This is a genomic window from Micromonospora sp. IBSANI012 (genome assembly GCF_052814045.1).
In genome coordinates this window covers 2433524-2459999 of the sequence record NZ_CP199933.1, presented here as the reverse complement: position 1 = coordinate 2459999, position 26476 = coordinate 2433524, and the positions used below count along the sequence as shown (strand labels likewise).

Annotated in this window: 24 protein-coding genes; 11 read left to right on the top strand and 13 right to left on the bottom strand. The window is 74.3% G+C overall.

Annotated elements, in window-relative coordinates:
• The first annotated feature begins 2 nt into the window (after positions 1–2).
• Positions 3–2507: an ATP-dependent helicase HrpB gene (hrpB, locus tag ACTWM8_RS11215; RefSeq protein WP_446214522.1), complete on the top strand. Its 2505-nt coding sequence runs from the start codon at positions 3–5 to the stop codon at positions 2505–2507.
• 12 nt (positions 2508–2519) lie between these two features.
• On the opposite strand, the gene ACTWM8_RS11210 is transcribed toward hrpB, so the two are convergent.
• Positions 2520–3245 carry a PP2C family protein-serine/threonine phosphatase gene (locus tag ACTWM8_RS11210; protein WP_446213761.1) on the bottom strand — a complete coding sequence of 242 codons (726 nt, stop codon included), beginning with the start codon at positions 3243–3245 and terminating at the stop codon, positions 2520–2522.
• 150 nt (positions 3246–3395) lie between these two features.
• On the opposite strand from ACTWM8_RS11210, the gene ACTWM8_RS11205 reads away from it, so the two are divergent.
• Positions 3396–6089 carry a glycoside hydrolase family 9 protein gene (locus ACTWM8_RS11205; protein WP_446213760.1) on the top strand — a complete coding sequence of 898 codons (2694 nt, stop codon included), beginning with the start codon at positions 3396–3398 and terminating at the stop codon, positions 6087–6089.
• A 149-nt stretch (positions 6090–6238) separates the two neighbouring features.
• Here ACTWM8_RS11205 and ACTWM8_RS11200 read toward each other — a convergent pair whose 3' ends face one another.
• Positions 6239–6751, bottom strand: a complete 513-nt coding sequence (locus tag ACTWM8_RS11200; protein ID WP_446213759.1) for a GNAT family N-acetyltransferase — start codon at positions 6749–6751, stop codon at positions 6239–6241.
• Positions 6752–6998: 247 nt separating this feature from the next.
• Positions 6999–8189 carry a snapalysin family zinc-dependent metalloprotease gene (locus ACTWM8_RS11195; RefSeq protein WP_446213758.1) on the bottom strand — a complete coding sequence of 397 codons (1191 nt, stop codon included), beginning with the start codon at positions 8187–8189 and terminating at the stop codon, positions 6999–7001.
• A 203-nt stretch (positions 8190–8392) separates the two neighbouring features.
• Between ACTWM8_RS11195 and ACTWM8_RS11190 the strand changes: the two genes are divergently transcribed.
• Both ACTWM8_RS11190 and ACTWM8_RS11185 read left to right on the top strand, forming a co-directional pair.
• Positions 8393–9667, top strand: a complete 1275-nt coding sequence (locus tag ACTWM8_RS11190) for an MFS transporter (RefSeq protein ID WP_446213757.1) — start codon at positions 8393–8395, stop codon at positions 9665–9667.
• A 13-nt stretch (positions 9668–9680) separates the two neighbouring features.
• Entirely contained in the window at positions 9681–10214 is a 534-nt protein-coding gene (locus tag ACTWM8_RS11185; RefSeq protein ID WP_446213756.1) for a GNAT family N-acetyltransferase, read from the top strand.
• A gap of 66 nt (positions 10215–10280) precedes the next feature.
• Here the strand turns inward: ACTWM8_RS11185 and ACTWM8_RS11180 are convergent, their stop codons facing one another.
• Genes ACTWM8_RS11180 through ACTWM8_RS11160 form a run of 5 tightly spaced genes read right to left on the bottom strand, consistent with a single transcriptional unit; the run spans position 10281 to position 14848 of the window.
• Positions 10281–10538: a UBP-type zinc finger domain-containing protein gene (locus ACTWM8_RS11180; RefSeq protein WP_446213755.1), complete on the bottom strand. Its 258-nt coding sequence runs from the start codon at positions 10536–10538 to the stop codon at positions 10281–10283.
• The gene (locus ACTWM8_RS11175) at positions 10535–12115 is read right to left on the bottom strand and encodes a Na+/H+ antiporter (protein WP_446213754.1); all 1581 of its coding nucleotides are present in this window, start codon (positions 12113–12115) and stop codon (positions 10535–10537) included. Before ACTWM8_RS11175 ends, ACTWM8_RS11180 begins: the two co-directional genes overlap by 4 nt.
• A 36-nt stretch (positions 12116–12151) precedes the next feature.
• Positions 12152–13117, bottom strand: a complete 966-nt coding sequence (locus ACTWM8_RS11170; protein WP_446213753.1) for a TIGR03885 family FMN-dependent LLM class oxidoreductase — start codon at positions 13115–13117, stop codon at positions 12152–12154.
• Positions 13118–13159: 42 nt separating this feature from the next.
• Positions 13160–14572 carry an NADP-dependent succinic semialdehyde dehydrogenase gene (locus ACTWM8_RS11165; RefSeq protein ID WP_446213752.1) on the bottom strand — a complete coding sequence of 471 codons (1413 nt, stop codon included), beginning with the start codon at positions 14570–14572 and terminating at the stop codon, positions 13160–13162.
• Positions 14573–14584: 12 nt separating this feature from the next.
• The gene (locus ACTWM8_RS11160; RefSeq protein WP_179804193.1) at positions 14585–14848 is read right to left on the bottom strand and encodes a DUF6343 family protein; all 264 of its coding nucleotides are present in this window, start codon (positions 14846–14848) and stop codon (positions 14585–14587) included.
• Positions 14849–15172: 324 nt separating this feature from the next.
• Here ACTWM8_RS11160 and ACTWM8_RS11155 point away from each other — a divergent pair, with 324 nt between their 5' ends.
• Both ACTWM8_RS11155 and ACTWM8_RS11150 read left to right on the top strand, forming a co-directional pair.
• Positions 15173–15784 (top strand): antibiotic biosynthesis monooxygenase, encoded by a 612-nt coding sequence (locus tag ACTWM8_RS11155; protein ID WP_446213751.1) that lies wholly within the window; start codon positions 15173–15175, stop codon positions 15782–15784.
• A gap of 130 nt (positions 15785–15914) precedes the next feature.
• The gene (locus ACTWM8_RS11150) at positions 15915–16766 is read left to right on the top strand and encodes a GDSL-type esterase/lipase family protein (RefSeq protein ID WP_446213750.1); all 852 of its coding nucleotides are present in this window, start codon (positions 15915–15917) and stop codon (positions 16764–16766) included.
• A 152-nt stretch (positions 16767–16918) separates the two neighbouring features.
• Here ACTWM8_RS11150 and ACTWM8_RS11145 read toward each other — a convergent pair whose 3' ends face one another.
• The 3 genes from ACTWM8_RS11145 to ACTWM8_RS11135 form a co-directional block, all read right to left on the bottom strand.
• Complete coding sequence (locus ACTWM8_RS11145) at positions 16919–17698, bottom strand: EcsC family protein (RefSeq protein WP_446213749.1); 780 nt, start codon at positions 17696–17698, stop codon at positions 16919–16921.
• A 35-nt stretch (positions 17699–17733) separates the two neighbouring features.
• The gene (locus ACTWM8_RS11140; RefSeq protein ID WP_446213748.1) at positions 17734–17880 is read right to left on the bottom strand and encodes a hypothetical protein; all 147 of its coding nucleotides are present in this window, start codon (positions 17878–17880) and stop codon (positions 17734–17736) included.
• 73 nt (positions 17881–17953) lie between these two features.
• Entirely contained in the window at positions 17954–18823 is an 870-nt protein-coding gene (locus tag ACTWM8_RS11135; RefSeq protein WP_446213747.1) for a peptidase M23, read from the bottom strand.
• Positions 18824–19242: 419 nt separating this feature from the next.
• Between ACTWM8_RS11135 and ACTWM8_RS11130 the strand changes: the two genes are divergently transcribed.
• The 3 genes from ACTWM8_RS11130 to ACTWM8_RS11120 all read left to right on the top strand — a co-directional run bounded on the left by ACTWM8_RS11130 (position 19243) and on the right by ACTWM8_RS11120 (position 21581).
• The gene (locus ACTWM8_RS11130) at positions 19243–20163 is read left to right on the top strand and encodes a proteasome assembly chaperone family protein (protein ID WP_446213746.1); all 921 of its coding nucleotides are present in this window, start codon (positions 19243–19245) and stop codon (positions 20161–20163) included.
• A 202-nt stretch (positions 20164–20365) separates the two neighbouring features.
• Positions 20366–21163 (top strand): exodeoxyribonuclease III, encoded by a 798-nt coding sequence (locus ACTWM8_RS11125; RefSeq protein WP_377611807.1) that lies wholly within the window; start codon positions 20366–20368, stop codon positions 21161–21163.
• A 97-nt stretch (positions 21164–21260) separates the two neighbouring features.
• Positions 21261–21581 (top strand): antibiotic biosynthesis monooxygenase family protein, encoded by a 321-nt coding sequence (locus ACTWM8_RS11120; protein WP_446213745.1) that lies wholly within the window; start codon positions 21261–21263, stop codon positions 21579–21581.
• Between the two features lie 12 nt (positions 21582–21593).
• On the opposite strand, the gene ACTWM8_RS11115 is transcribed toward ACTWM8_RS11120, so the two are convergent.
• Together ACTWM8_RS11115 and ACTWM8_RS11110 are read right to left on the bottom strand one after the other, a co-directional pair.
• Positions 21594–22289 (bottom strand): class F sortase, encoded by a 696-nt coding sequence (locus ACTWM8_RS11115; protein ID WP_446214521.1) that lies wholly within the window; start codon positions 22287–22289, stop codon positions 21594–21596.
• Positions 22286–22870, bottom strand: coding sequence for a hypothetical protein (locus ACTWM8_RS11110; protein ID WP_446213744.1), 585 nt, complete (start codon positions 22868–22870; stop codon positions 22286–22288). Before ACTWM8_RS11110 ends, ACTWM8_RS11115 begins: the two co-directional genes overlap by 4 nt.
• A 133-nt stretch (positions 22871–23003) precedes the next feature.
• Here ACTWM8_RS11110 and trmB point away from each other — a divergent pair, with 133 nt between their 5' ends.
• Complete coding sequence (trmB, locus tag ACTWM8_RS11105; RefSeq protein WP_446213743.1) at positions 23004–23717, top strand: tRNA (guanosine(46)-N7)-methyltransferase TrmB; 714 nt, start codon at positions 23004–23006, stop codon at positions 23715–23717.
• Positions 23718–23899: 182 nt separating this feature from the next.
• On the top strand, positions 23900–26404 hold the full coding sequence (locus ACTWM8_RS11100; RefSeq protein WP_446213742.1) for a DEAD/DEAH box helicase: 2505 nt from the start codon (positions 23900–23902) through the stop codon (positions 26402–26404).
• Positions 26405–26476: the final 72 nt, after the last annotated feature.

Here is a 26476-nt window from a genome sequence, read left to right as displayed (position 1 = left end):
CCGTGCTCTCCGACGTACCCCTGAGACTGCCGGTCAGTCCGGTCCTGCCGGCGCTGGTCGCGGCGCTGGCCGAGGCCGGCGGCGCGGTGCTGGTGGCGCCGCCCGGCACCGGCAAGACCACGCTCGCGCCCCTCGCTGTGGCCGACCGGGTCGAGGGCCGGGTGGTGGTGGCCCAGCCGCGTCGGGTGGCCGCCCGCGCGGCGGCCCGCCGGATGGCCGACCTGCTCGGCGAGCGGGTCGGCGGACGGGTGGGGTACGCGGTGCGCGGAGAGCGCCGGGTCGGCCCCCGCACCCGGATCGAGGTGGTCACCACCGGCCTGCTGGTCCGCCGGCTGCACTACGACCCGGAGCTGCCCGGCGTCGGCGCGGTGCTGCTCGACGAGGTCCACGAGCGGCAGCTCGACGCGGACCTGGCGCTGGCCTTCGCGGTGGACTCCCGGGCCGCCCTGCGCCCCGACCTGTGGCTGCTGGCGATGTCCGCGACGCCGGAGGCGGACCGGTTCGCCGCGCTGCTCGGCACGGACCGGCCGGTCCCGGTGGTCCGGGCCGAGGCGGCGCTGCACCCGGTCACCCGGATCTGGGCGCCCCCACCCCGGCCGCTGACCCCACCCGGCGCCGGTCGGGTGGACCCGGCCCTGCTCGACCACGTCGCGGCCACCGTCCGGCGGGCGCTGCACGAGCGCGAGGGGGACCTGCTGGTCTTCCTGCCGGGGGCCGGCGAGATCGCCGGCGTCGCCCGGCGGCTGGCGGACCTGACCGACCGGGTGGCCGTCCTGCCGCTGCACGGGCGGCTGCCCGGCGCCGCGCAGGACGCCGCGCTGCGGCCGGCCGACCGTCGCCGGGTGGTGCTGGCCACCTCGGTGGCCGAGAGCAGCCTCACCGTGCCCGGCGTCCGGGTGGTGGTGGACGCGGGGCTGAGCCGGGTGGCCCGCACCGACCTGTCCCGCGGCCTGGGCGCCCTGGTCACCGTCCCGGTCTCCCGGGCCGCCGCCACGCAACGCGCCGGCCGGGCCGGCCGGGAGGCACCCGGCCACGTCTACCGCTGCTGGTCGGCGGCCACCCACGAGCGGCTGGCCGCCCAGCCGGAGCCGGAGATCGCCACCGCCGACCTGACCGGCTTCGCCCTGGAGCTGGCGGCCTGGGGCAGCCCGGACGGCACGGGGCTGGCCCTGCCCGACCCGCCACCGCCGGCGGCGCTGACGGTGGCCCGGGAGACGCTGGCCAGCCTGGGCGCCGTCGACGCGGACGGCCGGATCACCGCGCGGGGCCGGGCGATCGCGGCCGCCGGCGCCCATCCCCGGCTGGGCCGGGCCCTGCTCGACGGCGCGCCGCGGGTCGGCGCCGACCGGGCGGCGGAGCTGGTCGCGCTGCTGGCCGAGGAGGGCCTGACCGGCCGGGACGACGACCTGGTCGTCGGCTGGCGGCGGCTGCGCGGCAACGCCGACCCGGGGGCCACCGCCCGCTGGCGGACCGAGGTACGCCGGCTGCGCGCCGCCCTGCCCGGTGCTGGGGGTCGGGACCACCTGCCCGACGACCTGGCCGCCGGGCTGCTGGTGGGGCTGGCGTACCCGGAACGGCTGGCCCGGGTCCGCCGGGCCGGCGGGAGGTCGTACCTGATGGCGGGTGGGACCGCGGCGGAGCTGGCGCCCGGGTCGGGGCTGGCGGGCGTCGACTGGCTGGCCGTCGCGGTGGCCGACCGGTCACCCGGGGCGCCGACCGCCCGGGTGCGGCTGGCGGCGGGATTGGACGAGGCCACCGCCCGGGAGGCGGGCGGACCGCTGCTGCGCGAGGCGCGGGAGGTCGGCTGGGTCGACGGTGACGTGGTGGCCCGGGAGGTGGTCCGGCTCGGCGCGATCGAGCTGCTGACCCGCCCGCTGGCCCGGCCGGAGCCGGCGTTGCTGGCGGCGGCGCTGCGCGACGGGCTAAGCCAGGAAGGGCTGTCGGTGTTGACCTGGACGCCGGCGGCCCGCGCGCTGCGGGAGCGGATGGCGTTCTGCCGGCGGGCGCTCGGCGACCAGTGGCCCGAGGTCAGCGACGACGCGCTGCTCGCGGCCGTCGACGACTGGCTCGGCCCGGAGCTGGCCGCCGGGCGACGGCGGGCCGACCTGGCCCGGATCGACGTGGCCGCCGCGCTGCGCCGGCTGCTGCCGTGGCGGCAGGCGGCCCGGCTGGACGAGCTGGCGCCGGAGCGGATCGAGGTGCCCAGCGGCTCGAAGATCCGGGTCGACTACGCGGACCCGGCGGCGCCGGTGCTGGCGGTGAAGCTCCAGGAGACGTTCGGCTGGCCGGCCGCGCCCCGGATCGCCGACGGCCGGGTGCCGGTGCTGCTGCACCTGCTCTCCCCGGCCGGTCGGCCGGTGGCGGTCACCGCCGACCTGGCGTCGTTCTGGCGTACCGGGTATCCGCAGGTCCGCGCCGAGCTGCGCGGCCGCTACCCGCGCCACCCGTGGCCGGAGGACCCGGGCAGCGCCACGCCCACCCGGCACGCCACACCCCGGCGCCGCTGAACCGGCTCCGGCTCACTCCTCGACGATGTCGGCGATCAGCACGGTGACGTTGTCCGGGCCACCGGCCCGCAGCGCGAGGTCGATCAGACGGCGGGCGCACAGCTCCCGGTCGGCGGTCTCGGCCAGCACCTCGGCGAGGGTGTCCGGGCGGACCACGTTGGAGAGGCCGTCGCTGCACAGCAGCCAGCGGTCCCCCGCCCAGGGGACCATCGTCGCGTACGTCGGGGAGACGTCCTCGCCCTGGAGCGCCTGGGTGACCACCGCCCGCCGGGGGTGGCTGGCGGCCTCCTCGGGACCGATCACGCCCTGGTCGACGAGCATCTGCACGAAGGTGTCGTCCCGGGTGATCTGCTTGAGCGTGCCCTCGCGGAACAGGTAGGCCCGGGAGTCGCCGATGTGGGCCAGGGCGAGGCAGCTGCCGGTCCGGGAGAAGAGCAGGGCGGTCAGTGTGGTGCCCATGCCCTGCCGTTCCGGATCCTCGGCGACCGCCTGGCGGATCCGCGCGGTGGCCAGCTCGATGCCGCTCTGCAGCGCCGCCACCAGAGCGTCCTCGGGGGTCTCCACGTCCAGGGGGGCGATCGCGTCGATGGCGATCCGGCTGGCCAGGTCGCCGGCCGCCATCCCGCCCATGCCGTCGGCGACGGCGACGAGCCAGGCACCGGCGTGCAGGGCGTCCTGGTTTCCGCTGCGGATCAGCCCACGGTCGCTCGTCCCGACGGAACGAAGCTTCAGGGTCATGGGAGGCAGCCTGCCAGGCGAAGGGCGCTGTTGTCTCTAGGAGATCAGGACGACGGGTCGTGGCGCGGCGAATCTCACTGTCGTTCACGTTCCCGGGGGCGCCAACCGCGGCCGGAAGGTCATCCAGCCCGATCAATTGACACGGACGAGATGCGCTGGAAACATCGGGACGATGCTGGGAGCGCTCCCAGCCATCGCTCTCCCCGACCCCCCACCGCTCCCCGCCCGGAAGGAATCCCCGTGATCCCAATCCAACGCCGCCACCTCGCGTTGCTGGCGGCGACCGCCCTGGCCCTCACCGGCGCCGGCGTAGCCCACGCCGAGGTCCCGCCGGACGCCCCCGAACAGCTCAGCAACGGCGACTTCAGCGCCGGTGTCTCCCCCTGGTTCTCCTACGGCACCGGCGCACTGGACGCGGCCGACGGCCGGCTCTGCACCACCGTCCCCGGCGGGTCGGCCAACCCCTGGGACGCCGGCATCGGCCAGGACGGGGTACGGCTCAACGCCGGCGCGGAGTACCGGCTCGGCTTCGACGTCTCCGCCACCCCCGGCGCCGCGATCAAGGCCGTCCTCCAGCTCGGCAGCGCCCCCTACACCACGTACGCGGCCGTGGGCGCCACCGCCGGCCCCGAGAGCACCCGGGTCGAGCAGACCTTCACCGTGCCCGACGACAACCCCGCCGCGCAGCTGATCTTCCAGGTCGGCGGATCCGCCGCCGAGCAGCGGATCTGCCTCGACAACGTCTCGCTGCGCGGCGGCGAGGCGGCCCCGCCCTACCAACCGGACACCGGCCCCCGGGTCCGGGTCAACCAGGTCGGCTACCTGCCGGGCGGGCCGAAGAACGCCACCGTGGTGACCGAGGCGACCGACCCGCTGCGCTGGGAGCTGCGGTCCGCGGCCGGCGCGGTGGTGGCCAGCGGCGAGAGCACCCCGCGCGGCGTGGACGCCGCCTCCGGGCAGCACGTGCAGACCGTCGACTTCTCCGCGTACCGCACGCCGGGCACCGGCTACACCCTGGTCGCCGACGGCGAGACCAGCCACCCGTTCGACATCTCCGGCGGCCGCTACGACCGGCTGCGCGCCGACTCCCTCCAGTTCTTCTACGCCCAGCGCAGCGGCACCCCGATCGACGGCGACCTGATCGGCGCCGAGTACGCCCGCCCGGCCGGCCACGTCGGCGTCGCGCCGAACCTGGGCGCCACCGAGGTGCCCTGCCAGCCCGGCGTCTGCGACTACTCCCTCGACGTGCGCGGCGGCTGGTACGACGCCGGCGACCACGGCAAGTACGTGGTCAACGGCGGCATCGCCACCTACCAGTTGCTGAACACCTTCGAGCGGACCAAGACGGCGGAGACCGCCGACGGCGGCGCGGCGCTGGGCGACGAGAGCCTGCGGGTGCCCGAGCGCGGCAACGGGGTCCCCGACGTGCTCGACGAGGCCCGCTGGGAGCTCGAGTTCCTGCTGCGCATGCAGGTGCCGGCCGGCCGGCCGCTCGCCGGGATGGCCCACCACAAGATCCACGACCGGAACTGGACCGGGTTGCCGCTGGCCCCGCACGAGGACCCGCAGCCGCGCGAACTGCACCCGCCGTCCACCGCGGCCACCCTCAACCTGGCCGCCGTCGCCGCCCAGTGCGCCCGCCTCTTCGCACCCTACGACGCGGCCTTCGCCGCCCGCTGCGGCACCGCCGCGAGGACCGCGTACGCGGCCGCCAAGGGGCACCCGGCTAGCTACGCCAGCGCGGCCGACGGCACCGGCGGCGGGGCGTACGACGACACCACCGTCACCGACGAGTTCTACTGGGCGGCGGTCGAGCTGTACCTGACCACCGGGAAGAAGAGCTACCTGGACGACCTGACGGCCTCGCCGCACCACACCGGCGACGGCTTCGCCGCCGGCGGTGCCTTCGGCTGGCAGAGCGTGGCCGCCCTCGGCCGCCTCGACCTGGCCACCGTGCCGAACGGCCTGCCGGCCGCCGAGAAGGCCCGGATCCGCGCCTCGGTGACCGAGGCCGCCGACCGGTACCTGGCGGCGCTGCGCGCCCAGGCGTACGGCCTGCCGCTGCCCGCTGACGCCGGCAGCTACGTGTGGGGCAGCAACAGCAACGTCGTCAACAACGCGATCGTGCTGGCCACCGCCTTCGACCTGACCCGGAACGCGACCTACCGGGACGGGGCGGTGCAGGCGACGGACTACCTGCTCGGCCGCAACGCGCTCAACATGTCGTACGTGACCGGCTGGGGCGAGCAGCACGCCCGCAATCAGCACAGTCGGATCTTCGCCCACCAGCTGGACCCGAACCTGCCGAACCCGCCGGCCGGTTCGCTGGCCGGCGGCCCGAACGCCGCCCTCCAGGACCCGTACGCCGCGCAGCTGCTCGCCGGCTGCAAGCCGATGTTCTGCTACGTCGACGACATCAACTCGTACGCGACCAACGAGGTGGCGATCAACTGGAACTCGGCGCTGGCCTGGCTCGCCTCGTTCCTCGCCGACCAGGGCGACGCCGGGGCGGTGCCCGCGCAGCGCTGCGCCGCCACGTACCAGGTGCACGGCGCCTGGCCGGACGGCTTCAACGCCCAGGTGACCATCCGCAACACCGGCACCAGCGCGGTGAACGGCTGGACCGCCCGGTACGCCTTCACCGGTGACCAGAAGGTCGAGCAGGCGTGGACGGCCCAGGTCAGCCAGTCCGGTGCCACCGTGACGGCCCGGAACCTGTCGTACAACGGGAAGATCCTGCCCGGCGGCAGCGTCACCTTCGGCCTCCTCGGCAAGGCCGGCACCCTCGCCAACCCCACCCCCAACCTGATCACCCTCAACGGCGCCGCCTGCACCCTGTCCTGACCCCCACCCCGGCGCCCCCACGCCGCCGGTCAAGATCCGTGCACTTTCACGGAAAGAGTGGCCTCCCGGCCCCGGAAGGCCACTCTTTCCGTGAAACTGCCGGCAATCAGGGCCGGAGTGAGGCCTCGGCCGACGGCGGCGACCGCCCGCTAGCGCGTCGCGCGGCGCATCGCGACCCGGTCGGTCATGTCGAGCCCGAGCGCCGCCTCGGCCGCCAGCACCTCCGCCAGGCCGGGGCCGACCTGCGCCGCTGACAGCGCGACGAACCCGCAACGGGCGTAGTACGGCGCGTTCCACGGCACGCTGCGGAAGGTGGTCAGCGTCAGCGCCGGCATGTTCCGCTCCGCCGCCCACCCGGCCACGTGGTCGAGCAGCCGCCGGCCGACGCCCCGGCGGGCGTGGGTGGGGTGAACGCTGAGCTGCTGGACGTGGGCGCAGTCGTCGACCAGGTGCGCCACGGCGAAGGCGATCGGCTGGTCGTCCGGCCCGACCGCCACCCAGACCCGGCCGGCCCGCTGACCCTCCCCGAGCACGTCCAGGTCGAGCGGCGGCGCGTCGGCGATGTCGACCATGCCGATCTCCCGGAACGGCGCCCCGGAGGCCACCTCGATCCGTTGCAGGTCGGCGAGTTCATCCGTCCGGGCCGTTCTGATCCGCTCCACGGCCCAGACCCAACCACCCGTGGCGCCGTGCCGCCCACCGAATTTCGGGCCGCCCGGCCGACCCGGGCCGCCGGCAGTCGCGCCGCCCGACCCGGACTACCGGGCCCCGCACCCGAACGGTGGCGGTCACGCCGACCGGACCGGGCCGCCGCAACCGCCGCCGGGAATGGCGGCGGCCGGGGCGGCCCGGTGGGGCGTCCGCGCCCCGTTGCGGAAGGAACGGACGCCCCGGGTGTACGGGTCGCGCTCAGGCGGGCAGGCCACCCACCTGGCTGTTGATCCAGGAACGGATCGACGTCAGGTCGACGTAGATGGACGGGCCGGTGGCGCAGGTGGGGTTGTTGTTTCCGGCCCGGCTGGTGGCGCCGATCAGGTTCCACACCCCGTTGATCCGCCGCACCTGCGGGCCGCCGGAGTCGCCGTAGCAGGCGCCGGAGTTGCCGTTCGTGTTGTTGGTGCAGATCTCGTACGTCGCGTTGATGCCGCTGCACCGGCTGTCCGCGACGATGGAGGTGTCGAGTTCGTTGGCGACCGCGGGCGCGGAGCCGCAGCCCGGCTGCGGGCAGGTCTGTCCCCAGCCGATGATCCGGGTGGCCGTGCCGACGGCGCCGGAGGTGCCCGGGATCGGTGCCGGGACGTAGCTGACCGAGCTGGCCAGTTGCAGCAGCTTGACGTCCACGGACGGGTGGCTCACCGCCCTGGTCACCCGGACCACGGTCCCGCCGGTGGTGCGGTTGACGCTGCCCACCCGCACCGACGACGGGGTCGAGCAGTGCCGGGCGGTGACCGCCCAGTTCGCCTTGATCAGCGTCCCGGTGCAGCCGGAGACGTAGACCATCCACGGGTAGTTCTCGCTGGCCGGGCGGCCACCGACCACGAACGGCCCGGGATCCTCGGCGCCGGTCCAGGTATAGCTGACCCCGGTGGTGGGCGCGGTGAGCGTGCCGGCGAACAGCGAGTTGACCCGGGACGCCTCGGCGGCGCTCGGGTACGCGTTCCTGCAGGACACCGGCGCGCTGCTGCCGGACATCAGGTCGGAGCAGAGCCCGGTACGCCGGTCGGGCAGGCCGAGGATGTGGCCCATCTCGTGGGTGGCGATCCGGGTCCGGTCGTACCCCTGGTTCACCGCCTGCCGGCCCATCCACACCCGGCCGGAGCCGAGCCCGGTGGGCTGCGCCCGGGGCCAGCCGTCGTCGACGTAGATGGTGACGTTGCCGGGCGTGCGCGGAGCGAGTCGCACGGTGCTCACCGAGCTGTTCCAGATCGTGGCGGCCTGGTCGAAGTTGGTGCGGAACTCGCCGGCCCGACTGGCGTCGTAGTAGACGGTCCGGACGGCCGCCGAGGCCGCCGTCGCCTCGACCGCCACCAGGCCGAGCGCCGCCAGCACCATCGCGAGCAGGGCGCCCGCCGTACGCGAGAGATTGTGTCGTCGGAACATCCGACCTCCCATCGATAGATATTTATTGATGCTAGATGTATCGATGGGTGTCTGCGGAATACCGGAATCGTCATATGCTGGCCATCGGGTGACCGGCGGCGCCCGCGCACCCTCGCACCTGACCCGGGGCGTTGGGCTCGGTGTGACCGGCGTCGCCCGCTGCGGGTCCCCGCCGGCGGCGGCCGGTCCATACGGTCGAGCCGATGACCGTTCACGGGCGCTGGTCGCCACTGCCACCGCCCGGCCGGCTGCGCACCCTGGCCCTGGCCACGCTCGCCAACACCGTCGGCTCGGGGCTCTGGCTGGCCGGCGCGCCCCTCTACCTGACCCGGGACGTCGGGCTGAGTCCCGCCTCGGTCGGGCTGGGGCTCACCCTCGCCGGGCTGCTGGGGCTGACCGCCGCCGTCCCGCTCGGCGGCCTGGCCGACCGCCGCGACCCGCGTACGCTGCGCGCGCTGCTGCAACTGCTGCAGGCCGCGGTCGCCGGGGCGTACCTGCTGGTCGCGTCCTTCCCCGCCTTCCTGGTGGTGGCGGTGCTGGACGCGCTGCTCACCGCCGGCAACCTCGCGGTCCGCGCCGCCCTGGTCGCCGCCGTCGGCGGACCCGAGGGGCGGGTGCCCGCGTTCGCCACCCTGCGCGCGGTGGCGAACCTCGGCATCGCGCTCGGCGCCGGGCTGGCCGGGTTCGCCCTGGCCGCCGACACGCATTTGGCGTACCAGGTGCTGGTGGTCGGCAACGCGACCACCTATCTGGTGTCGGCGGCGCTGCTGATGCGACTGCCCGGCTACCCGCCCCCGGCGACCCCGGCGCGGCCGGCGACGTCGGGTCGGGCGCGGGCGCTGCGGGACCTGCCGTTCCTGGCCGTCAGCGGGGCGTCGGCAGTGCTGGCACTGCACGCCACGGTGCTCACCCTGGTCGTGCCGCTGTGGACGGTGAGCCGGACCGGGGCCCCGCCGGCCGTGGTGTCGGCGGTGCTGCTGGTCAACACGTCGCTCACGGTGCTGCTGGCGGTGCGGCTCGCCCGGGGCTCGGACACCGCCGTCCCGGCCGCCGCGGCGATGCGCCGGGCCGGCCTGGTGCTGGCGGTGGCGATGCTGCTGTACGCGGCCACCACTGGCGTACCGGCCGGGCCGGCGACCGGCCTGCTGCTGCTCGCCACCGCCGTCTACACCGTCGGCGACCTGTGGCACAGCACCGCCGGCGCGGGGCTCGCCTACGGCCTGGCCGCGCCGGAGTCGATCGGGGCGTACCAGGGGGTCGACGGGTTGCTCGCCGGCCTCGCCCGGGCCGTCGGGCCGGCGCTGCTGACCTGGGCGGTCCTGGACGGCGGGGTCACCGGGTGGATCGGCGTGGCCGCCCTGTTCGCCGCCGTCGGGCTGCTGGTCCCGGTGCTGACCCGCTGGGCCGTCGCCACCCGGGACCACCGAGCGGTCCCCACCGCCGGCGGACACCCCGGGCATCGACCCGCGCCGCTGTAGCAGCATGTCGGCCATGAACGATCAGCAGATCCTCGCCATCCGGCCCGGCGGTCCGGCCGACGCGACCACCGTGCTGCGGCTGCTCGACAGCGCCACCGCATGGCTGGCGGCCCGGGGTCGCACCGGTCAGTGGGGCACCGAGCCCGCTTCCGGCGATCCGCGCCGGATCGCCCAGGCCGAGAGCTGGGCGGCGGGCGGGGGACTCCACCTGGCCCTGCTCGGCGACACCCCGGTCGGTGCGCTGGTGGTCGGCGCGGCGACCGACTACGTTCCCCCGCCCACCGAGCCGGAGCTGTACGTCAATCTGCTGGTCACCGACCGGCCGTACGCCGGTCGGGGGATCGGGGCCCGGCTGCTGGCCCACGCGGCGGAACTGGCCCGCGAACGCGGCCTGGACCTGCTGCGGGTGGACTGCTACGCCGGCGGGGACCGGGCACTGGTCGGCTTCTACGAGAGCTGTGGCTTCAACGCTACCGACCCGTTCACGGTGGAGCGCCCCGGCCGCGAGCCATGGCCCGGCCAGGTGCTCGCCCGCCGCCTGCCCTGAGCCGGTGCACTCCCGGGCCGACCCGCCATCTCGTCCGGCCGGCCGTGGAGCGCCGCCGCGGTCAGCTCAGCCGATCTCCTCGTCGACGAAGCACCACCGCCAGGTCTCCCCCGGCTGGATCGAGCGCATCACCGGGTGCCCGCTGGACTCGAAGTGCTTCGTCGCGTGCTGGTACGGCGAGGAGTCGCAGCAGCCGACGTGCCCGCAGGCCAGGCAGGCGCGCAGGTGCACCCAGTAGTCGTTGCCGATGGCGACGCAGTCCGGGCAGACCTCCTCGGTCTGCGGCTCGGGGTTCCCCGCCTCGGTCAGGTGCTGGCAACTCATTGGTCAACCTCCCGGGTCAGCAACGACTCCTCCAGGTCCAGGTCACGATAGGCCCGCACCAGCACCTCCTCGGGGATCCGCCCGGAGTCGCGCGCGGCCCGGTACACCTCCCGTTCGGCGTCGATCATCTCCTGCCGCAGCCGGCCGTACGCCTGGGAGGGGGTTTCCCGGCCGCCGCCGCCGAGCTGTTCCCAGGCCAGGTTGGTCCGTGCCTCCAGCAGCTCGCGCAACCGCTCCACCACCGACGACGGCGCGCCGGGCGCCAGCTCGTACAGCCGGTCCCGGGCGGCCTTGCTGGCCTGCTGCTGCACCGCCGCGGCGGAGAGCGCGTCCTGCACCGGGTCGTCCGGCGGCAGCTTGAGCCGGCGGGCCACCATCGGCAGGGTGGCGCCCTGCCCCACCAGGGTCACCACGATCACCGCGAAGGCCAGCCAGATGAACAGCTCCCGCTGGTACGGCCGGCCGCCGGACAGGGTCAGCGGCAGGGCCAGCGCGGCGGCCAGGGTCACCACCCCGCGCATCCCGGCCCAGCCCAGGACGATCGGTACCTGCGGCGGCGGGGCCGGGTCCCGGCGCCGCACCCGGGGCACCAGCCGGGCCAGATAGGTGGCGGGGAAGAGCCAGACGAACCGGGACAGGAAGACGGCGAGCAGCACCGCCCCGGTGACGCCGGCCAGCCAGCCGAGCGGCTCGTCGAGGTCGCGCACCACGTCGCGCAACTGGAGGCCGACCAGCAGGAAGACCAGCCCCTCCAGCAGGAACCGGGCCAGCCGCCAGAACGCGCCGATCTGGAGCCGGGAGGCCGCCGACATCAGCCGCGGCATCTTGTGGCCGATGCCGAGCCCGGTCACCACGACGGCGACCACGCCGGAGGCGTGGATCTCCTCGGCGGCGAGGACCACCGCGAACGGCACGATCAGCGACAGGGCGTTGTCCAGCAGCGCGTCGGAGATCCGATGGTGCAGGTAGCCGAAGACCACCACGCCGAGCAGGCCGACCAGGACGCCGCCGCCGGCGGAGCGCAGCACCTCCCAGGCCACCTCCCCGAACTCCACCCGGCCACCGCTGGCCGTCGCGGCGATGATCGAGACGCGGAGCAGCACCAGCGCCGTCGCGTCGTTGACCAGGCTCTCGCCCTCCAGGATGGTGACGATCCGGCGGGGCAGCCCCACGCGCCGGGCCACCGCGGTGGCGGCGATCGCGTCGGGCGGCGCCACCACCGCGCCGAGCGCCAGGCAGATCGCGTACGGCAGGTCCGGCAGGAGCAGGTGCACGACGGTGCCCACCACGAACGCGGTGAACAGCACCAGCCCCACCGCGAGCAGCAGGATCGGCCGCAGGTTGGTTCGGAACGCCGGCACCGACGTCTCCAGGGCCGCGACGTAGAGCAGCGGCGGCAGGATGCCGACCAGGACCAGGTCCGGGTCGAGCCGCACCTGCGGGAAGCCGGGCAGGAAGGACAGGACGAGACCGAGGATCACCAGCAGGATGGGCGCGAGCACGCCCAGCCGCCGGGCCAGCGCCGCGCCGAACGTCGCGATCGCGAGGATGACCACGACGTCGAACAGAGCCTCCATGGGTACGAGCCTAGGGGGCGCGCCGGCGGGACGAGATCAGGCCGTGGTCCGCAGCTTCGGCAGCACCTGCGCGCCGAACGTGTCGATGAAGGCGCGCTGCTCCTGCCCGACGTGGTGCAGGGCGATCTGGTCGAAGCCGAGCTCGACGTACCCCTCCAGCCAGCCGACGTGCCGACCGGTGTCGGCCGAGATGTTGACGACCTCGGCGACCTTCTCCATCGGCACCTGCTCGGCGACCGCGTCGAAGTGCTCGGCGGTGTCCAGGTCCCAGCAGACCGGCGGGGCGAAGACGTTGCTGCGCCACTGGTCGTACGCGATCGCCTCGGCCTCGGCCTGTTCGGGCGCCCAACTGACGTGCACCTGCAGGTGCAGCGGGCCGCGCCCGCCGGCGTCCCGGTAGGCGTCGATCATCTGCCGCAGGTGTGCGGTGGGGGCGTTGACGGTGATCAGGCCGTCGGCCCACTCGGCGCACCAGCGGGCGGTGGCGACGCTGACCGCCGCGCCGATCAGGGCCGGCGGCTGCTCCGGGCGGGTCCAGAGCCGGGCCCGGTCGACCCGGATCAGACCGTGGTGGCTGACCTCCTCGCCGCCGAGCAGCGCCCGGATGACGTCGACGCACTCCCGCAGCCGGGCGGCGCGCACGTCCTTGCGCGGCCAGCCGTCGCCGGTGATGTGCTCGTTGCTCGCCTCACCGGTGCCCAGCGCGGCCCAGAACCGGCCCGGGTACATCGCGCCGAGGGTGCCGATCGCCTGCGCGATGATCGCCGGGTGGTAGCGCTGGCCGGGCGCGTTGACCACGCCGAACGGCAGGCCGGTGGCCTGGAGGGCGGCGCCGAGCCAGGACCACGCGAAGCCGGACTGGCCCTGCCGGGCGCTCCACGGCGAGAAGTGGTCCGAGGACATGGCGGCGTCGAAGCCGGCCCGCTCGGCGTGGATCACCGCATCCAGCAGCCGGCTCGGGTGGATCTGCTCGTGGGAGGCGTGGAAGCCGAACACCGTCATGGGCTCCTCCCTACCCATGACGGTGTCCGGCCAAAAGCTGTGCTACTCGGCGTGCGCGCCGGCACCGGCCGACGCCGCGCCCTCGCCCACCCAGACGGTCTTGGTGTTGCAGAACTCCCGCATGCCGAGCGCGGACAGCTCGCGGCCGTAGCCGGAGTTCTTCACGCCGCCGAACGGCAGCTCCGGGTACGAGGTGGTCATCCCGTTGATGAACACGCTGCCGGCGTCCAGGTCGACGGCGAAGCGCTCCTGCTCCTGCGGGTCGGTGGTCCAGGCGTTCGAGCCGAGGCCGAAGGCGGTGCCGTTGGCGACCTCGATCGCCTCGGCGTAGGACGACACCCGGAACAGGCCGGCGACCGGCCCGAAGACCTCCTCCGACCACATCCGCATCTGCGGGTTCAGGTCGGTGACCACGGTCGGCGGGTAGAACCAGCCGGCGCCGGCGGGCTTCTCGCCGCCGCAGAGCACGGTGGCGCCGTGGTCGACCGCGTCCTGCACCTGGGCGTGGATCTCGTCCCGGCCGCCCTCGCTGGCCAGTGGCCCCACGTCGGTGTTCTCGTCCATCGGGTCGCCCACCCGCAGCGCGGACATGTTGGCGGCGAACTTCTCGGCGAAGGCGTCGAAGACGTCGGCGTGCACGATGAACCGCTTGGCGGCGATGCAGGACTGGCCGTTGTTCTGGCAGCGGGCGGTGGTGGCGACCTCGGCGGCGCGGTCCAGGTCGGCCGACGGCATCACCACGAACGGGTCGCTGCCGCCGAGTTCCAGCACCGTCTTCTTCAGCTCCCGGCCGGCGATCTGGCCGATCGAGCGGCCCGCCCCCTCGCTGCCCGTCAGCGTGGCGGCGCGGACCCGCGGGTCGCTGAGGATCCGGTCCACGGCCTCCGAGCCGACCAGCAGGGTGGTGAACGCGCCCTCGGGGAAGCCGGCCCGGCGGAACAGCTCCTCCAGGTAGAGGGCGGTCTGCGGCACGTTGGAGGCGTGCTTGAGCAGGCCGGTGTTGCCGGCCATCAGCGCCGGCGCGGCGAACCGCATGACCTGCCAGAGCGGGAAGTTCCACGGCATCACCGCGAGCACCGGCCCGATCGGCTGGTACCGCACGAAGGCCTGCCTGGCCTTGACCGCGTCGGCGTCGGCCGGCTCGTCGGCGAGCATCCGCTCGGCGTTGGCGGCGTAGAACCGGCAGGCGGTGGCGCACTTGGTCACCTCGGCCTGCGCCGCGACGTACGTCTTGCCCATCTCGGTGGTCATCAGCCGGGCGGTGGCGTCCCGTTCCGCGTCGAGCAGGTCGGCCGCGGCGTTCATCCACTGCGCCCGCTGGGCGAGCGTGGTGCCGTGCAGATCCCGGAACGCCACGTCGGCCCGGTCGATCGCGGCGTCGATCTGCTCGGCCGACATCGGGTCGTACGACTTGAGCAGCTGGCCGGTGGCGGGATTGGTGGTGGCGATGGGCATCTCGTACTCCTGTCACTCGAAGAGTGAGTGCCGCACGCCCGGCTCCTCACGGCGGCGCGCGGCGCGGCGGCGCTGGATGACGACCAGGTCGACCACGGCGACCACGGCGAAGACCGCGCACACCACGCCCAGCCAGACCACGTCGGCCCAGAACGCCAGCACCGCGAAGACGGTCATGGTGACCAGGCCGAACAGGGCCAGCGCGAGCCGGAGGTTCAACGCGCTGTACGCGTGGCCGACCGTGCCACGGGCACGCCGGGGCTGCGATCTCGTCATTCCTCCGGCCTACCCCCGCAGGACGGGCCCTAACCGCCCGCCCCAGCCGCCGCACCGACCGCCGCCGTCCCACCCGCCGCCGGCCCGCGAACCGGACCCCGGGCGCGCTTCGCGGCGTGTCGCGCCGTCCCGCCCCGACGTCACCGCGAGACGCCGCAAACCGGGCCGGGGCCGACCGGCTCAGGGGTCCGGGGTGGCTCGGGACGGCGGGGCGGTGATGCCGGCCACGGAGCGGGTATGCCGCGGATGCGGCCGGCGGTGGGTTGCGTTACACCGATGCGCCACGACCGGGCCGACACCGGCGCGGGCGGGAAGGATGAGGGCATGACCATGACCCACGCGGTGCCGGTGACCGTCGCCATCGCCCGGCGCGCCGACCCCGCGCGCGCCCACGAGATGGTCGCCTGGATGCGGGCCGGCAGCGCGCTGGCCGAGAGCTTTCCGGGCTTCCTCGGCGTGGGCTGGGTGCAGAACGCCCCCGGCTCGCCGGAGTGGCACATGCTCTACCGGTTCGCCGACCACGAGACGCTGCGCCGCTGGGAGGAGTCCCCGCAGCGGAACTGGTGGCTCACCTCGGCGCAGGGCATCGTCGAGCACACCCGGGTCGAGCGGCGTACCGGGATCGAGGGCTGGTTCGACCCGCCGGTCGACCACGTGGTCGAGACCCTGGCGCCGGCCGTCGGCGAGCCGGCCGCGCCGGTGTCCCCGCCGCGCTGGAAGCAGGCGGTGACGATCTGGCTGGCGTTCTTTCCGCTGAGCCTGACCGCCACCCTGCTCACCGCCCGGTTCATCGGCGGGGTGCCGCTGGCCGCGCGGACGCTGCTCATGACGCTCTGCCTGACGCCGCTGATGACGTACCTGGTGCTGCCCCGGATCACCCGGGCGCTGCACTGGTGGCTGCACGGGCAGCGGCCGCCGTGGCGGGCGTCCCGCTGACCCGTCCTATCAAATCCATGTTTCTAAATATTTACTCTGCCTGAAAGTCGACACGAGCGGCCCGACCCGGCCGGTCGCCCCCGTAGAGTTACCGCGCTGTCGCTCTGCGCCGCCGGACCGGGGGAAGACAATGCCTCGACGCTGGGTCGCCGCCGTCGCCTGCCTGCTGGCGCTGGTCGCCCTCGCGTGCGAGGAGGGCGGCAGTGCCTCGCCCCGGCCGACGCGGGAGTCCGGCCAGTCCGGCCTGCCCACCACCATGGCCGCGCTCGGCGACTCGATCACCACCGGCTTCGGCTCCTGCCTCGTGCTCACCTCCTGCCAGCGCAACTCCTGGTCCACAGGGGACGGCATCCGGGTGGAGAGCCACTACCGCCGGCTGCTCGACGCCAACCCGGGCATCCGCGGCCGGGCCCACAACCACGCCGTGCCCGGGGCGCGCGCCGAGGCGCTCGCCGGGCAGGCGCAGGCGGCCGTACGCGACAAGGCCGACTACGTGACCCTGCTGATCGGCGCCAACGACGCCTGCCGCGACGACATCGACACGATGACGCCGGTGGCGACGTTCCGCACCCAGGTCGACCGCGGCCTGCGGGTGCTGCGCAAGGGGCGACCGAAGGCCCGCGTACTGGTGGTGAGCATCCCCGATCTGTACCGGCTCTGGGAGGTCGGGCACACCGACTCGCGGGCCACCCGGATCTGGCGGGCCGGCATCTGCCCCTCGCTGCTGGCCAACCCGACCTCCACCGCCCCGGCCGACCGGGCCCGCCGGGCCAGGTTCCGCGACCGCATCGACGACTACAACGCTCAGTTGAAGGCGGCCTGCCGGGCGTACGGGACGCGCTGCCGGTACGACGGCGGGGCGGTGCACCGGGTGCGCTTCACCCTGGACGAGGTGAACGGGCTCGACTGGTTCCACCCCAACGTGGCCGGGCAGAACCGGCTCGCCGACGTCAGCTTCTCCACCGCCGGCTGGCGACTCTGACGAGCACTCCGAGCGGGTCACCGGGACGCTCGGCAGAGCCTGAGGTGGACCGGTCGGCCGCCGCCCGCGGGCGGCGTGGACCGCTGTTGCCCACCGGGTACGCGAAACGGCGGTGCCCCGGAGATCGGGACACCGCCGTGCAGCCGTGCGGGTCAGGGACGGCGAGGCTGCGGCACGCCGCCCTGACCGGTCCGGTAGAGCGCGCAGGCGCGCTCGGCGAGATCCTTGGTGGCCGACGAGTTGGCCCAGGTGCCGAGGACGATGGCGGCGCCCGGCACGACCTTGGCGAACATCCGCTTCGCCGCGCGGACCCCGGCCATCTGGGCCAGCCGCACGCCGAGGCGGAGCATCACCTTGCCGAGCGGGTTCTGCGCGCCGTGGCCGAACAGCGCCCCGGCGCGTTCCCGCCCCGCCGCCACGCCCAGCGCCAGCCGGGCGCTCTCGGCGACCTTGTGCACCTTCTGCAGCACCAGCAGGTCGGTGGCCCGGTCCGGGTGCACCGGGTCAACCCCGTACGCGGCGGCGATGTGCAGCACCAGCCGGGCCTGGGTCCAGGCCAGCACGCCGACGTCGATCACCGCGCCGGGGAGCCCGGCCGCGCCGGAGACCGCCCCGGAGAGGCGGGCCCGGTTGACGAACTTGCGGACCGCCTGCTCGGCGAGGTCGTCGGCGGAGACGTCGGGGCGCTCGGCACGGACCCGAGCCGCCCACTCGGCGGCCTCCGGCCCCAGCCGGCGCACCGCCTCCAGGGCGAGGTGCTCCGGCGCGTACTGCGGGTCCTCCCGCATCCGGTCCCAGAGCCGGGCGGGCGGCGCCTCGGGGGCGTCCGGCTCCCCCGCCCGGGTGGCCGGCGGGGTGACCGCCGCCGCCGGGCTGGCCGGCGGCGGGGTGGGGGTGGTGGGTTCGTCGTCGACGGGGGCGGAGTCGGTCACGGGGGCTCCCGGTGTCGAGGGCGAGCGGGGGACGATCAGCGGCGGCGGCTGGAGAGCCGGTTGGCCACCTGCCTGAGCTTGGCCTGGTTCTCCGGCTTGGCCAACTCACGCCGGCCCCGGTCGACCAGCTGCTGCCCCCGCGGCGAGCGCAGGAACGCCCTGATCCGTTGCACCAGTGACATGTCGTCCTCCGTTCGGTGGTCGTGCATCATGTGTACCCCAAACGGACAACCGGCAACCGACAACCGGGGCCGATCAGGCCAGGATGGCCTCGACCACCTCGGTCGCCCGCCACTCGTGCTGGGCGTAGGCCCACGGGAACGCCGAGACCTGCACGGCCTGGGCCGCGTCGGTCAGCGCCAGGTTCTGCCAGCCGGGGATCTCCAGCAGCGCGGAGAGGAACGCCTGGGTGGCGTACTCCGGGTCCATCAGGTCGCGGACCTCGCCCCAGCCGCTGCTGGGCCGCTGCTGGAACAGCCCGACCGAGTCGTGGTCCCAGCCGATGGCCTGGTGGGGGTAGTTCTGGGACTCGGGCAGCACGCCGCTGGCGTAGTTGTAGAGGTTGCTCTCCTGCATCGCGGTGGCCACGGCGATGATCAGGGCCTGGCGCGGCACGCCCATCTTCCGGCCGGCCTTGACGATGGCCTTGGCGTTGTCCATCTGGGCCTGGTCCAGGCCGGCGACGGGGGCGATCCGCTTCGGCTTCGGCTTGGGCTTCGGCTTGGCCTTCTTCGTCGCGGTCGGCGACGGCGAGGCGGTCGGGGTGGCGGCGGGGGTCGGGGGCGCGGTGACCGGGGTACGCGCCTGGCCGCGGGAGGCGGCGCCCTCCTGCGCCCGTTCGGTGAGCGCCGGCTGGGCGGCGACCGGGTCGAGCCGGTCGGCCGGCAGGGCCTGCACGCCGGCGAAGGCCGCCACGCCGAGGCAGCAGACCACGCCGGAGGCGAGCGCCACCCGCGACGGGCGGCGGGTCAGGGGGTTAACGAGGGCGCCGAGGCGGGTACGGAGCGAGGGAGCGGCCTCGGTGCCAGGAAGAACGCCGACCTGAACGGACGAGGGGGTATCGTCCGAACGGCCAGTCGGGCCCTCGTGGGCGTACTGGTCGTCGATGGTGTCGTCGTCACGCATCCGACGACGTTAGGCAGGCGTTTCACCGGCCACCCACCGTGAGCGAGTGGCCCTCACCACAATCCGGCGGGTCGAACCGGGACGCGTCGGGAGTGCCCCGTGGCCGCCGGGCGTAACCCCGCAGAACCGGCATCTCGGGAAGACCCCCCGGCGGCGGGAGATCCGGAACGCCGGGGTCGACACCGCCGCCCCGTCCCGCATGATCGACCATATCCCCCGTTGGTATGAGCGATCGGTAGACCAACGGACAACCGCACCTCCGATGATCGGCGAAATGCGCGCTTCGTCCGTCTTTGCTCGCCAGGATCGCCGCGAACCGCCCGTTGCTGGAATGGATACCGCGGGCGGGTACGTTCGGCGAACCGGGAGCCGTGCGCGCACGGCGGCCCGTACGCGCGTTTTCTCAGGAGGTCCGACCGGTGCTCGACCCACACGAGCTCTACCAGCTCACCGACGACCTGCCCGACCTCGGGCAGCCGGTGCTGATCCAGGCCCTGACCGGCTTCGTCGACGCCGGCAATGCGAGCCGCCTGGCCCGTGAGCAGCTGCTCACCTCGCTGGAGTCGCGTCAGATCGCCACCTTCGACGTCGACCAGCTCTTCGACTACCGCTCCCGCCGCCCGGTGATGACCTTCGTCGAGGACCACTGGGAGCACTACGACGCGCCGGAGCTGGCGCTGCACCTGCTGCACGACGACGATGAGACCCCCTTCCTCCTGCTCACCGGCCCCGAGCCGGACCTGCAGTGGGAGCGGTTCGTGGCCGCCGTCGCCGCCCTGGCCACCCGACTCGACGTCCGGCTCACCGCTGGGCTGAACTCCATCCCGATGGCCGTGCCGCACACCCGCCCCACCGGGGTGACCGCGCACGCCACCCGGCGCGAGCTGATCTCCGGCTACGAGCCCTGGCTCCAGCGGGTGCAGGTCCCGGGCAGCGTCGGCCACCTGCTGGAGTACCGGCTCGGCGAGGCGGGCCGGGACGCGATCGGCTTCGCCGCGCACGTGCCGCACTACGTCGCCCAGACCGAGTACCCGGCCGCCGCCGAGGTGCTGCTCTCCTCGGTCTCCCGCAGCACCGGGCTGCTGCTGCCCAGTGACAGCCTGCGCACGGCCGCCGAGGTGGTGCGGGTCGAGATCGACCGGCAGGTCGCGCAGACCGACGAGGCCGCCGCGCTGGTCCAGGCCCTGGAGGAGCAGTACGACGCGTTCGCCCGTGGGCGCAGCGAGAAGAACCTGCTGGCCGCCGAGGCCGGGCCGCTGCCCACCGCCGACGAGCTCGGCGCCGAGCTGGAGCGGTTCCTGGCCGAGCAGACCCGCCCCGGCGACACCCCGAACGGCTGACCCGGCCGACCGCTGGGCAACCGGCGGTCGGCGCCGTCACCACGGCGCCGACCGCCCTGGCTGGCCCAGCCGGGCACTGACCGGATACGGCCGACCGCTGTCCTCGCGATGCCGGCCCGCCCGCCGCGGCTTCGGGCCGATCATGCGGCGCGCCGGATCGGCTGGCCCGGCATGCCGGGGCCGGATACGGCAGGCTAAAGGCATGCGTCTGGCGACCTGGAACGTGAACTCGGTGAAGGCCCGCCTGCCCCGACTGCTCGACTGGCTGGCCACCACCGGCCCGGACGTGGTCTGCCTGCAGGAGACCAAGTGCCCCGACGGCGCCTTCCCCAGCCCCGAGGTGGGCGAGCTGGGCTACGAGGTGGCCAGCCACAGCGACGGCCGGTGGAACGGGGTGGCGATCCTGTCCCGGGTCGGGCTGGCCGACGTGGCGGTCGGGTTCCCCGGCGAGCCCGGGTTCCCGGAGCCGGAGGCCCGCGCCATCTCGGCCAACTGCGACGGGGTCCGGGTCTGGTCGGTGTACGTACCGAATGGCCGCTCCCCCGACGACCCGCACTACGCGTACAAGCTGGCCTGGTTCGCCGCGCTGCGGGACGCATTGGAGCCGGAGCTGGCCGGCGGGGCGCCGGTGGCGGTGTGCGGCGACTTCAACGTCGCCCCCACCGATGCCGACGTCTGGGACCCGGCGCTCTTCGTCGCCTCCACCCACGTCACGCCGGCCGAGCGGGCCGCCCTGGCGGCGCTGCGCGACCTCGGGCTGGTCGACGTGGTGCCGACCCCGATGAAGGGCCCGCACCCCTACACGTACTGGGACTACCGGGCCGGGATGTTCCACCAGAACAAGGGCATGCGGATCGACCTCGTCTACGCCTCCGCGCCGTTCGCCCGGGCGGTCCGCTCCGCGTACGTCGACCGGGAGGCCCGCAAGGGCAAGGGCCCCTCCGACCACGCCCCGATCGTGGTCGACGCCGAACTGGTGCCGGCCGTCGAATCGTTCTGAGGCGCGTCTCGACGTGGGCGGTCCGGCGGGCCCGGCCGGCGTCGGGGCGCCGGCGGGACGTCCGGCCGGCTGATCGGCCGCTGGTTAGGGTGGAGCCATGGCAGTCGTGAAGATCAACGCGATCGACGTCCCGTCCGGCGCCGGCGAGGAACTGGAGAAGCGGTTCGCCGCCCGGGCCGGCGCGGTGGAGAACTCCCCCGGCTTCCTCGGCTTCGAGCTGCTGCGCCCGGTCGCCGGGGAGAGCCGCTACTTCGTCTACACCCGGTGGGAGAGCGAGGAGGCGTACCAGGCGTGGGCGGCCGGCCCGGCCCGGGCCGCACACGCTGGTGGCGGGGGCGGGGAGCAGCGGCGGCCGGTCGCCTCCGGTGCCACGCTGCTGGAGTTCGAGGTCGTCCAGCAGGTCACCGGCAAGGGCTGACGGCCCGGCCGGTCAGGGCTGCCGGGTCTCGGCCAGCGAGGCGAAGACGATGACGTTGTCCTCGTAGCCGGTCCGGCCGCCGACCCAGGAGCCGCCGCAGGTGATCAGCCGCAGCGCCGGCGGCCCGTCGTCGCCGTAGACCCGGTCGGCCGGCAGGTGGGACTTGTCGAAGTACTCGACCGAGTCGACGGTGAACACCGCGACCTTGCGGTCCTCGCGGGTCACCTCGATCCGGTCGCCGGGCTTGAGCTTGCGCAGGTCGTAGAAGACGGCCGGGCCGCTCTTGGAGTCGACGTGCCCGACGATGATGGCCCGGCCCGGCTCCCCCGGGGTCGGGCCGCGGTCGTACCAGCCGGTCTCGTGGTGCCGGTCCAGCGGCGGCACGGCGATCGACCCGTCCTTCGCCTTGCCCACCGGGGCCACCGGGGCGGTCACCTGGATGGCCGGCACCGCGAGGCTCACCGGCCGGCTGGCCGGCAACCCACCACCCCGCCCGGCGGCGGGCCGCTCCTGCGCGTCCGCCGGGCGCTGCTGGCCGGCCGCCCAGTCCAGCGGCCCGACGGTGCGCCCGAGACCCGCGCCGGTGGCGAAGACGCCGAGCAGCACCAGGGCCGCCGCGAGCGGCACCGACCAGGGGCTGCGTGCCGAGGTACGGTCGCCGCGGGCGGCCGGTGTCGAGGCGGGTTGCGGGGCCATCGCGCCGCTCAGCCTCGGGCGGCGCCACGGGGGCGGCGGGCCGCGATGATGCCGACGGTCGCGCCGGCGATGGTCAGGGCCAGGCCACCGGGTACGAGCAGGCCGGTGAGGTTGGCGCCGGCGGCGCCACCGAAGCCGGTGTGCGGGCCGGGGCTGGGCTTCATCGACTTGACCACCTGGAGCATCGTCGAGGCGGTCGCGCCATCCCGGCACTCCAGCTTGACCCGGTAGTTGCCCGGCCGGGTCCGCTCCCGGACCTCGGCCGAGGCGGTCAGCTCACCACGCTGGGGGTGCACCTGCACCCGACCGAAGGCATCGGAGACGGCCGTCGCCGGGATGGAGTTGTCCCGGCAGCTGGCCCGGATGCCGACCAGATAGCCGGGCTGCACCGGGCTCGGGCGCACCTCGACGAAGACCACGCCGGGGGCCGGCTGCGGCTCTCCGGGCTGCTCCGGCCAGCCCTGAGCCGGCTCGCCTGGGGCCGGGGCCGCCGCGGGTGGCGGGGCGGCGAGCGCCGCGCCCGCCCCGAGCAGCGCCGGGCCGAGGGCACCGAACGTGATGGCCAACGCGGTGCGCTGGAGCGTGATCGACATCCTGCCCCCTTCCGGCCGCCTCGGGCAGCGCCGGGACAGCGAGCGCCCGGCCTGCCGTACGGGATGAATCGTCTCACCCCCGGGCGTACATCACATCCGATACGACGGAACCGTCGCGTACGCTCGGGTCGCTGTGACCTCCACCGACCAGAACCCCGCCGTCCCGGCGGCCCCGCCGGCCGCCCGGATCCGCACCTTCCACCCCCGCCGCGGCCGGATGAGCGGCCGCCAGACGGACGCGCTGGAACGGCTCTGGCCGGAGTACGGCGTCGACATCGCCGAGCTCGACGGCCCCTTCGACCCGGCCGCGCTCTTCGGCCGGGGCGCCCCCGTGGTGCTGGAGATCGGCTCCGGCATGGGCGACGCCACGGCGGCGATGGCCACCGCCGACCCGGACCGGGACTACCTGGCCGTCGAGGTGCACACGCCCGGCCTCGGCAACCTGCTGGAACTGGTGGAACGGCACGGGCTGACCAACGTCCGGGTGGCCAAGGGCGACGCGCTGGACCTGGTCCGGGCCATGCCGACCGACGCCCTGGACGCGGTGCACGTCTTCTTCCCCGACCCCTGGCCGAAGGCCCGGCACCACAAGCGGCGGATCATCCAGCCGGAGCACGTGGCGCTGCTCCGCTCCCGCCTGCGGCCGGGCGGCACCCTGCACTGCGCCACCGACTGGGCCGAGTACGCCGAGTCGATGCGGGAGACCCTGACCGCCGACCCCGGCCTGACGGACCCGCACAACGGCTTCGCCCCCCGCCCCCCGCACCGCCCGGTCACCAAGTTCGAGCGCCGCGCCCTGACCGCCGCCCGCCCCATCTTCGACCTCATCCACCACCGCCACCCCTGACCCCCCACCCCCGGCTTCCGACGCACCCCGCCGCCCCCGGGCGCACTTTCAGAGAAAGAGTGCGTATCGGGGCGGGAATAGCGACGCTTTCTCTGAAAGTGCGATGCGAGGGGGCGGCGCGAGGGGGGCGGCGTGTACCCGGTTGGCGGGCGGGGGTGTGGGGCGGGCACGATGGAGCGGCTATGACGCTCACTGCCGCGCTGCCTCGAAGCGCCGACCCCGACACCCTCTACGACGCGTTCGCCGGCTGGGCGAAGGAGCGCGGCCTCGACCTCTACCCCCACCAGGAGGAGGCGGTCATCGAGATCGTCTCCGGCGCGAACGTGATCATGAACACGCCGACCGGCTCCGGCAAGAGCCTGGTCGCGATCGCGGCGCACTTCGCCGCCCTGGCCGACGCCCGGACCACCTTCTACACCGCGCCGATCAAGGCGCTGGTGTCGGAGAAGTTCTTCGCCCTCTGCGAGGTCTTCGGCGCGGAGAACGTCGGCATGCTCACCGGCGACGCCAGCGTCAACGCCGACGCCCCGATCATCTGCTGCACCGCCGAGATCCTGGCCAACCTCGCGCTGCGCGAGGGGTCCCGGGCGGACGTCGGCCAGGTGGTCATGGACGAGTTCCACTTCTACGCCGAGCCCGACCGGGGCTGGGCGTGGCAGGTGCCGCTGATCGAGCTGCCGCAGGCGCAGTTCGTGCTGATGTCGGCCACGCTCGGCGACACCACCCGGTTCGTCGACGACCTTAGCCGGCGCACCGGGCGGTCCACCGCCGTCGTCCGCTCCGCCGAGCGGCCGGTCCCGCTGCTCTTCTCGTACGCGATGACCCCGCTGCACGAGACCCTGGAGGAGCTGCTGGAGACCAAGCAGGCCCCGGTCTACGTCGTGCACTTCACCCAGGCCGCCGCGCTGGAACGCGCCCAGGCGCTGATGAGCGTCAACGTCTGCACCCGGGCCGAGAAGGACATGATCGCCCAGGCGATCGGCAACTTCCGGTTCACCTCCGGCTTCGGCAAGACCCTGTCCCGGCTGGTCCGGCACGGCATCGGCGTGCACCACGCCGGCATGCTGCCCAAGTACCGCCGCCTGGTGGAGACCCTCGCCCAGGCCGGCCTGCTCAAGGTCATCTGCGGCACCGACACCCTGGGCGTCGGCATCAACGTGCCCATCCGCACCGTGCTCTTCACCGGCCTGTCCAAGTACGACGGGGTGCGTACCCGGCTGCTCAAGGCCCGCGAGTTCCACCAGATCGCCGGGCGGGCCGGGCGGGCCGGCTTCGACACCCTCGGCCGGGTGGTGGTGCAGGCCCCCGAGCACGTCATCGAGAACGAGAAGGCCCTGGCCAAGGCCGGCGACGACCCGAAGAAGCGGCGCAAGGTGGTCAAGAAGAAGCCGCCGGAGGGCTCGGTCGGCTGGGGGCAGCCCACCTTCGAGCGCCTGGTCGAGGCCGAGCCGGAGCCGCTGACCTCCAGCTTCCAGGTCAGCCACTCGATGCTGCTCAACGTCATCGGCCGCCCCGGCGACGCGTTCGCCTCGATGCGGCACCTGCTCACCGACAACCACGAGGACCGGGCCGCCCAGCGCCGGCACATCCGCCGGGCCATCGCGATCTACCGGGCGCTGCGCGCCGGCGGGGTGGTCGAACAGCTCGACGAGCCGGACGAGGCCGGCCGGCGGGTCCGCCTCACCGTCGACCTCCAGCTCGACTTCGCGCTCAACCAGCCGCTGTCGCCGCTGGCGCTGGCCGCGATCGAGCTGCTCGACGTCGAGTCCCCCTCGTACGCCCTCGACGTGCTCTCGGTCGTCGAGTCGATCCTCGACGACCCCCGGCAGGTGCTCTCCGCGCAGCAGTTCAAGGCCCGCGGCGAGGCGGTGGCCGCAATGAAGGCCGAGGGCATCGAGTACGAGGCCCGCCTCGAACTGCTCGACGAGGTGACCTGGCCGAAGCCGCTCGCCGAGCTGCTGGAGGCCGCGTACGAGATGTACCGGCAGGGCCACCCCTGGGTCGCCGACCACCAGCTCTCCCCCAAGTCCATCGTCCGGGACATGTACGAGCGGGCGATGACCTTCACCGAGTACGTGCAGTTCTACGGGCTGACCCGCTCGGAGGGCCTGGTGCTGCGGTACCTCGCCGACGCGTACAAGACGCTGCGGCAGACCGTGCCCGAGGACGCCAAGACCGAGGAGCTGGTCGACCTCATCGAGTGGCTGGGCGAGCTGGTCCGCCAGGTCGACTCCAGCCTGATCGACGAGTGGGAGCGGCTGCGCAACCCGTCCGACGTGGCGGAGCTGGCCTCCTCGCTGGAGGACAAGCCGCCGGCGGTCACCCGCAACGCCCGCGCCTTCCGGGTGCTGGTGCGCAACGCGCTGTTCCGCCGGGTCGAGCTGGCCGCGCTGCGCCGCTGGTACGACCTGGGCGAGCTGGACTCCGCGTCGGGCTGGGACGCCGACGCGTGGGCCGAGGCGCTGGAGCCGTACTTCGAGTCGTACGACTCGATCGGGGTCGGCCCCGACGCGCGCGGGCCGGCGCTGCTGATGATCGAGCAGGGCCGGGAGCGCTGGACGGTGCGGCAGATCCTCGACGACCCCGAGGGCGACCACGACTGGGGCATCAGCGCCGAGGTGGACCTCGCCGCGTCCGACGAGGCGGGCGCCGCGGTCGTCCGGATCACCGACGTCGGGCAGCTGTAGAAAAGAGTTTCAAGGGGCCGTCCGGAGTGTGCGGGCGGCCCCTTTCGTTCCCTGGGCGATGTCACCCCCGTC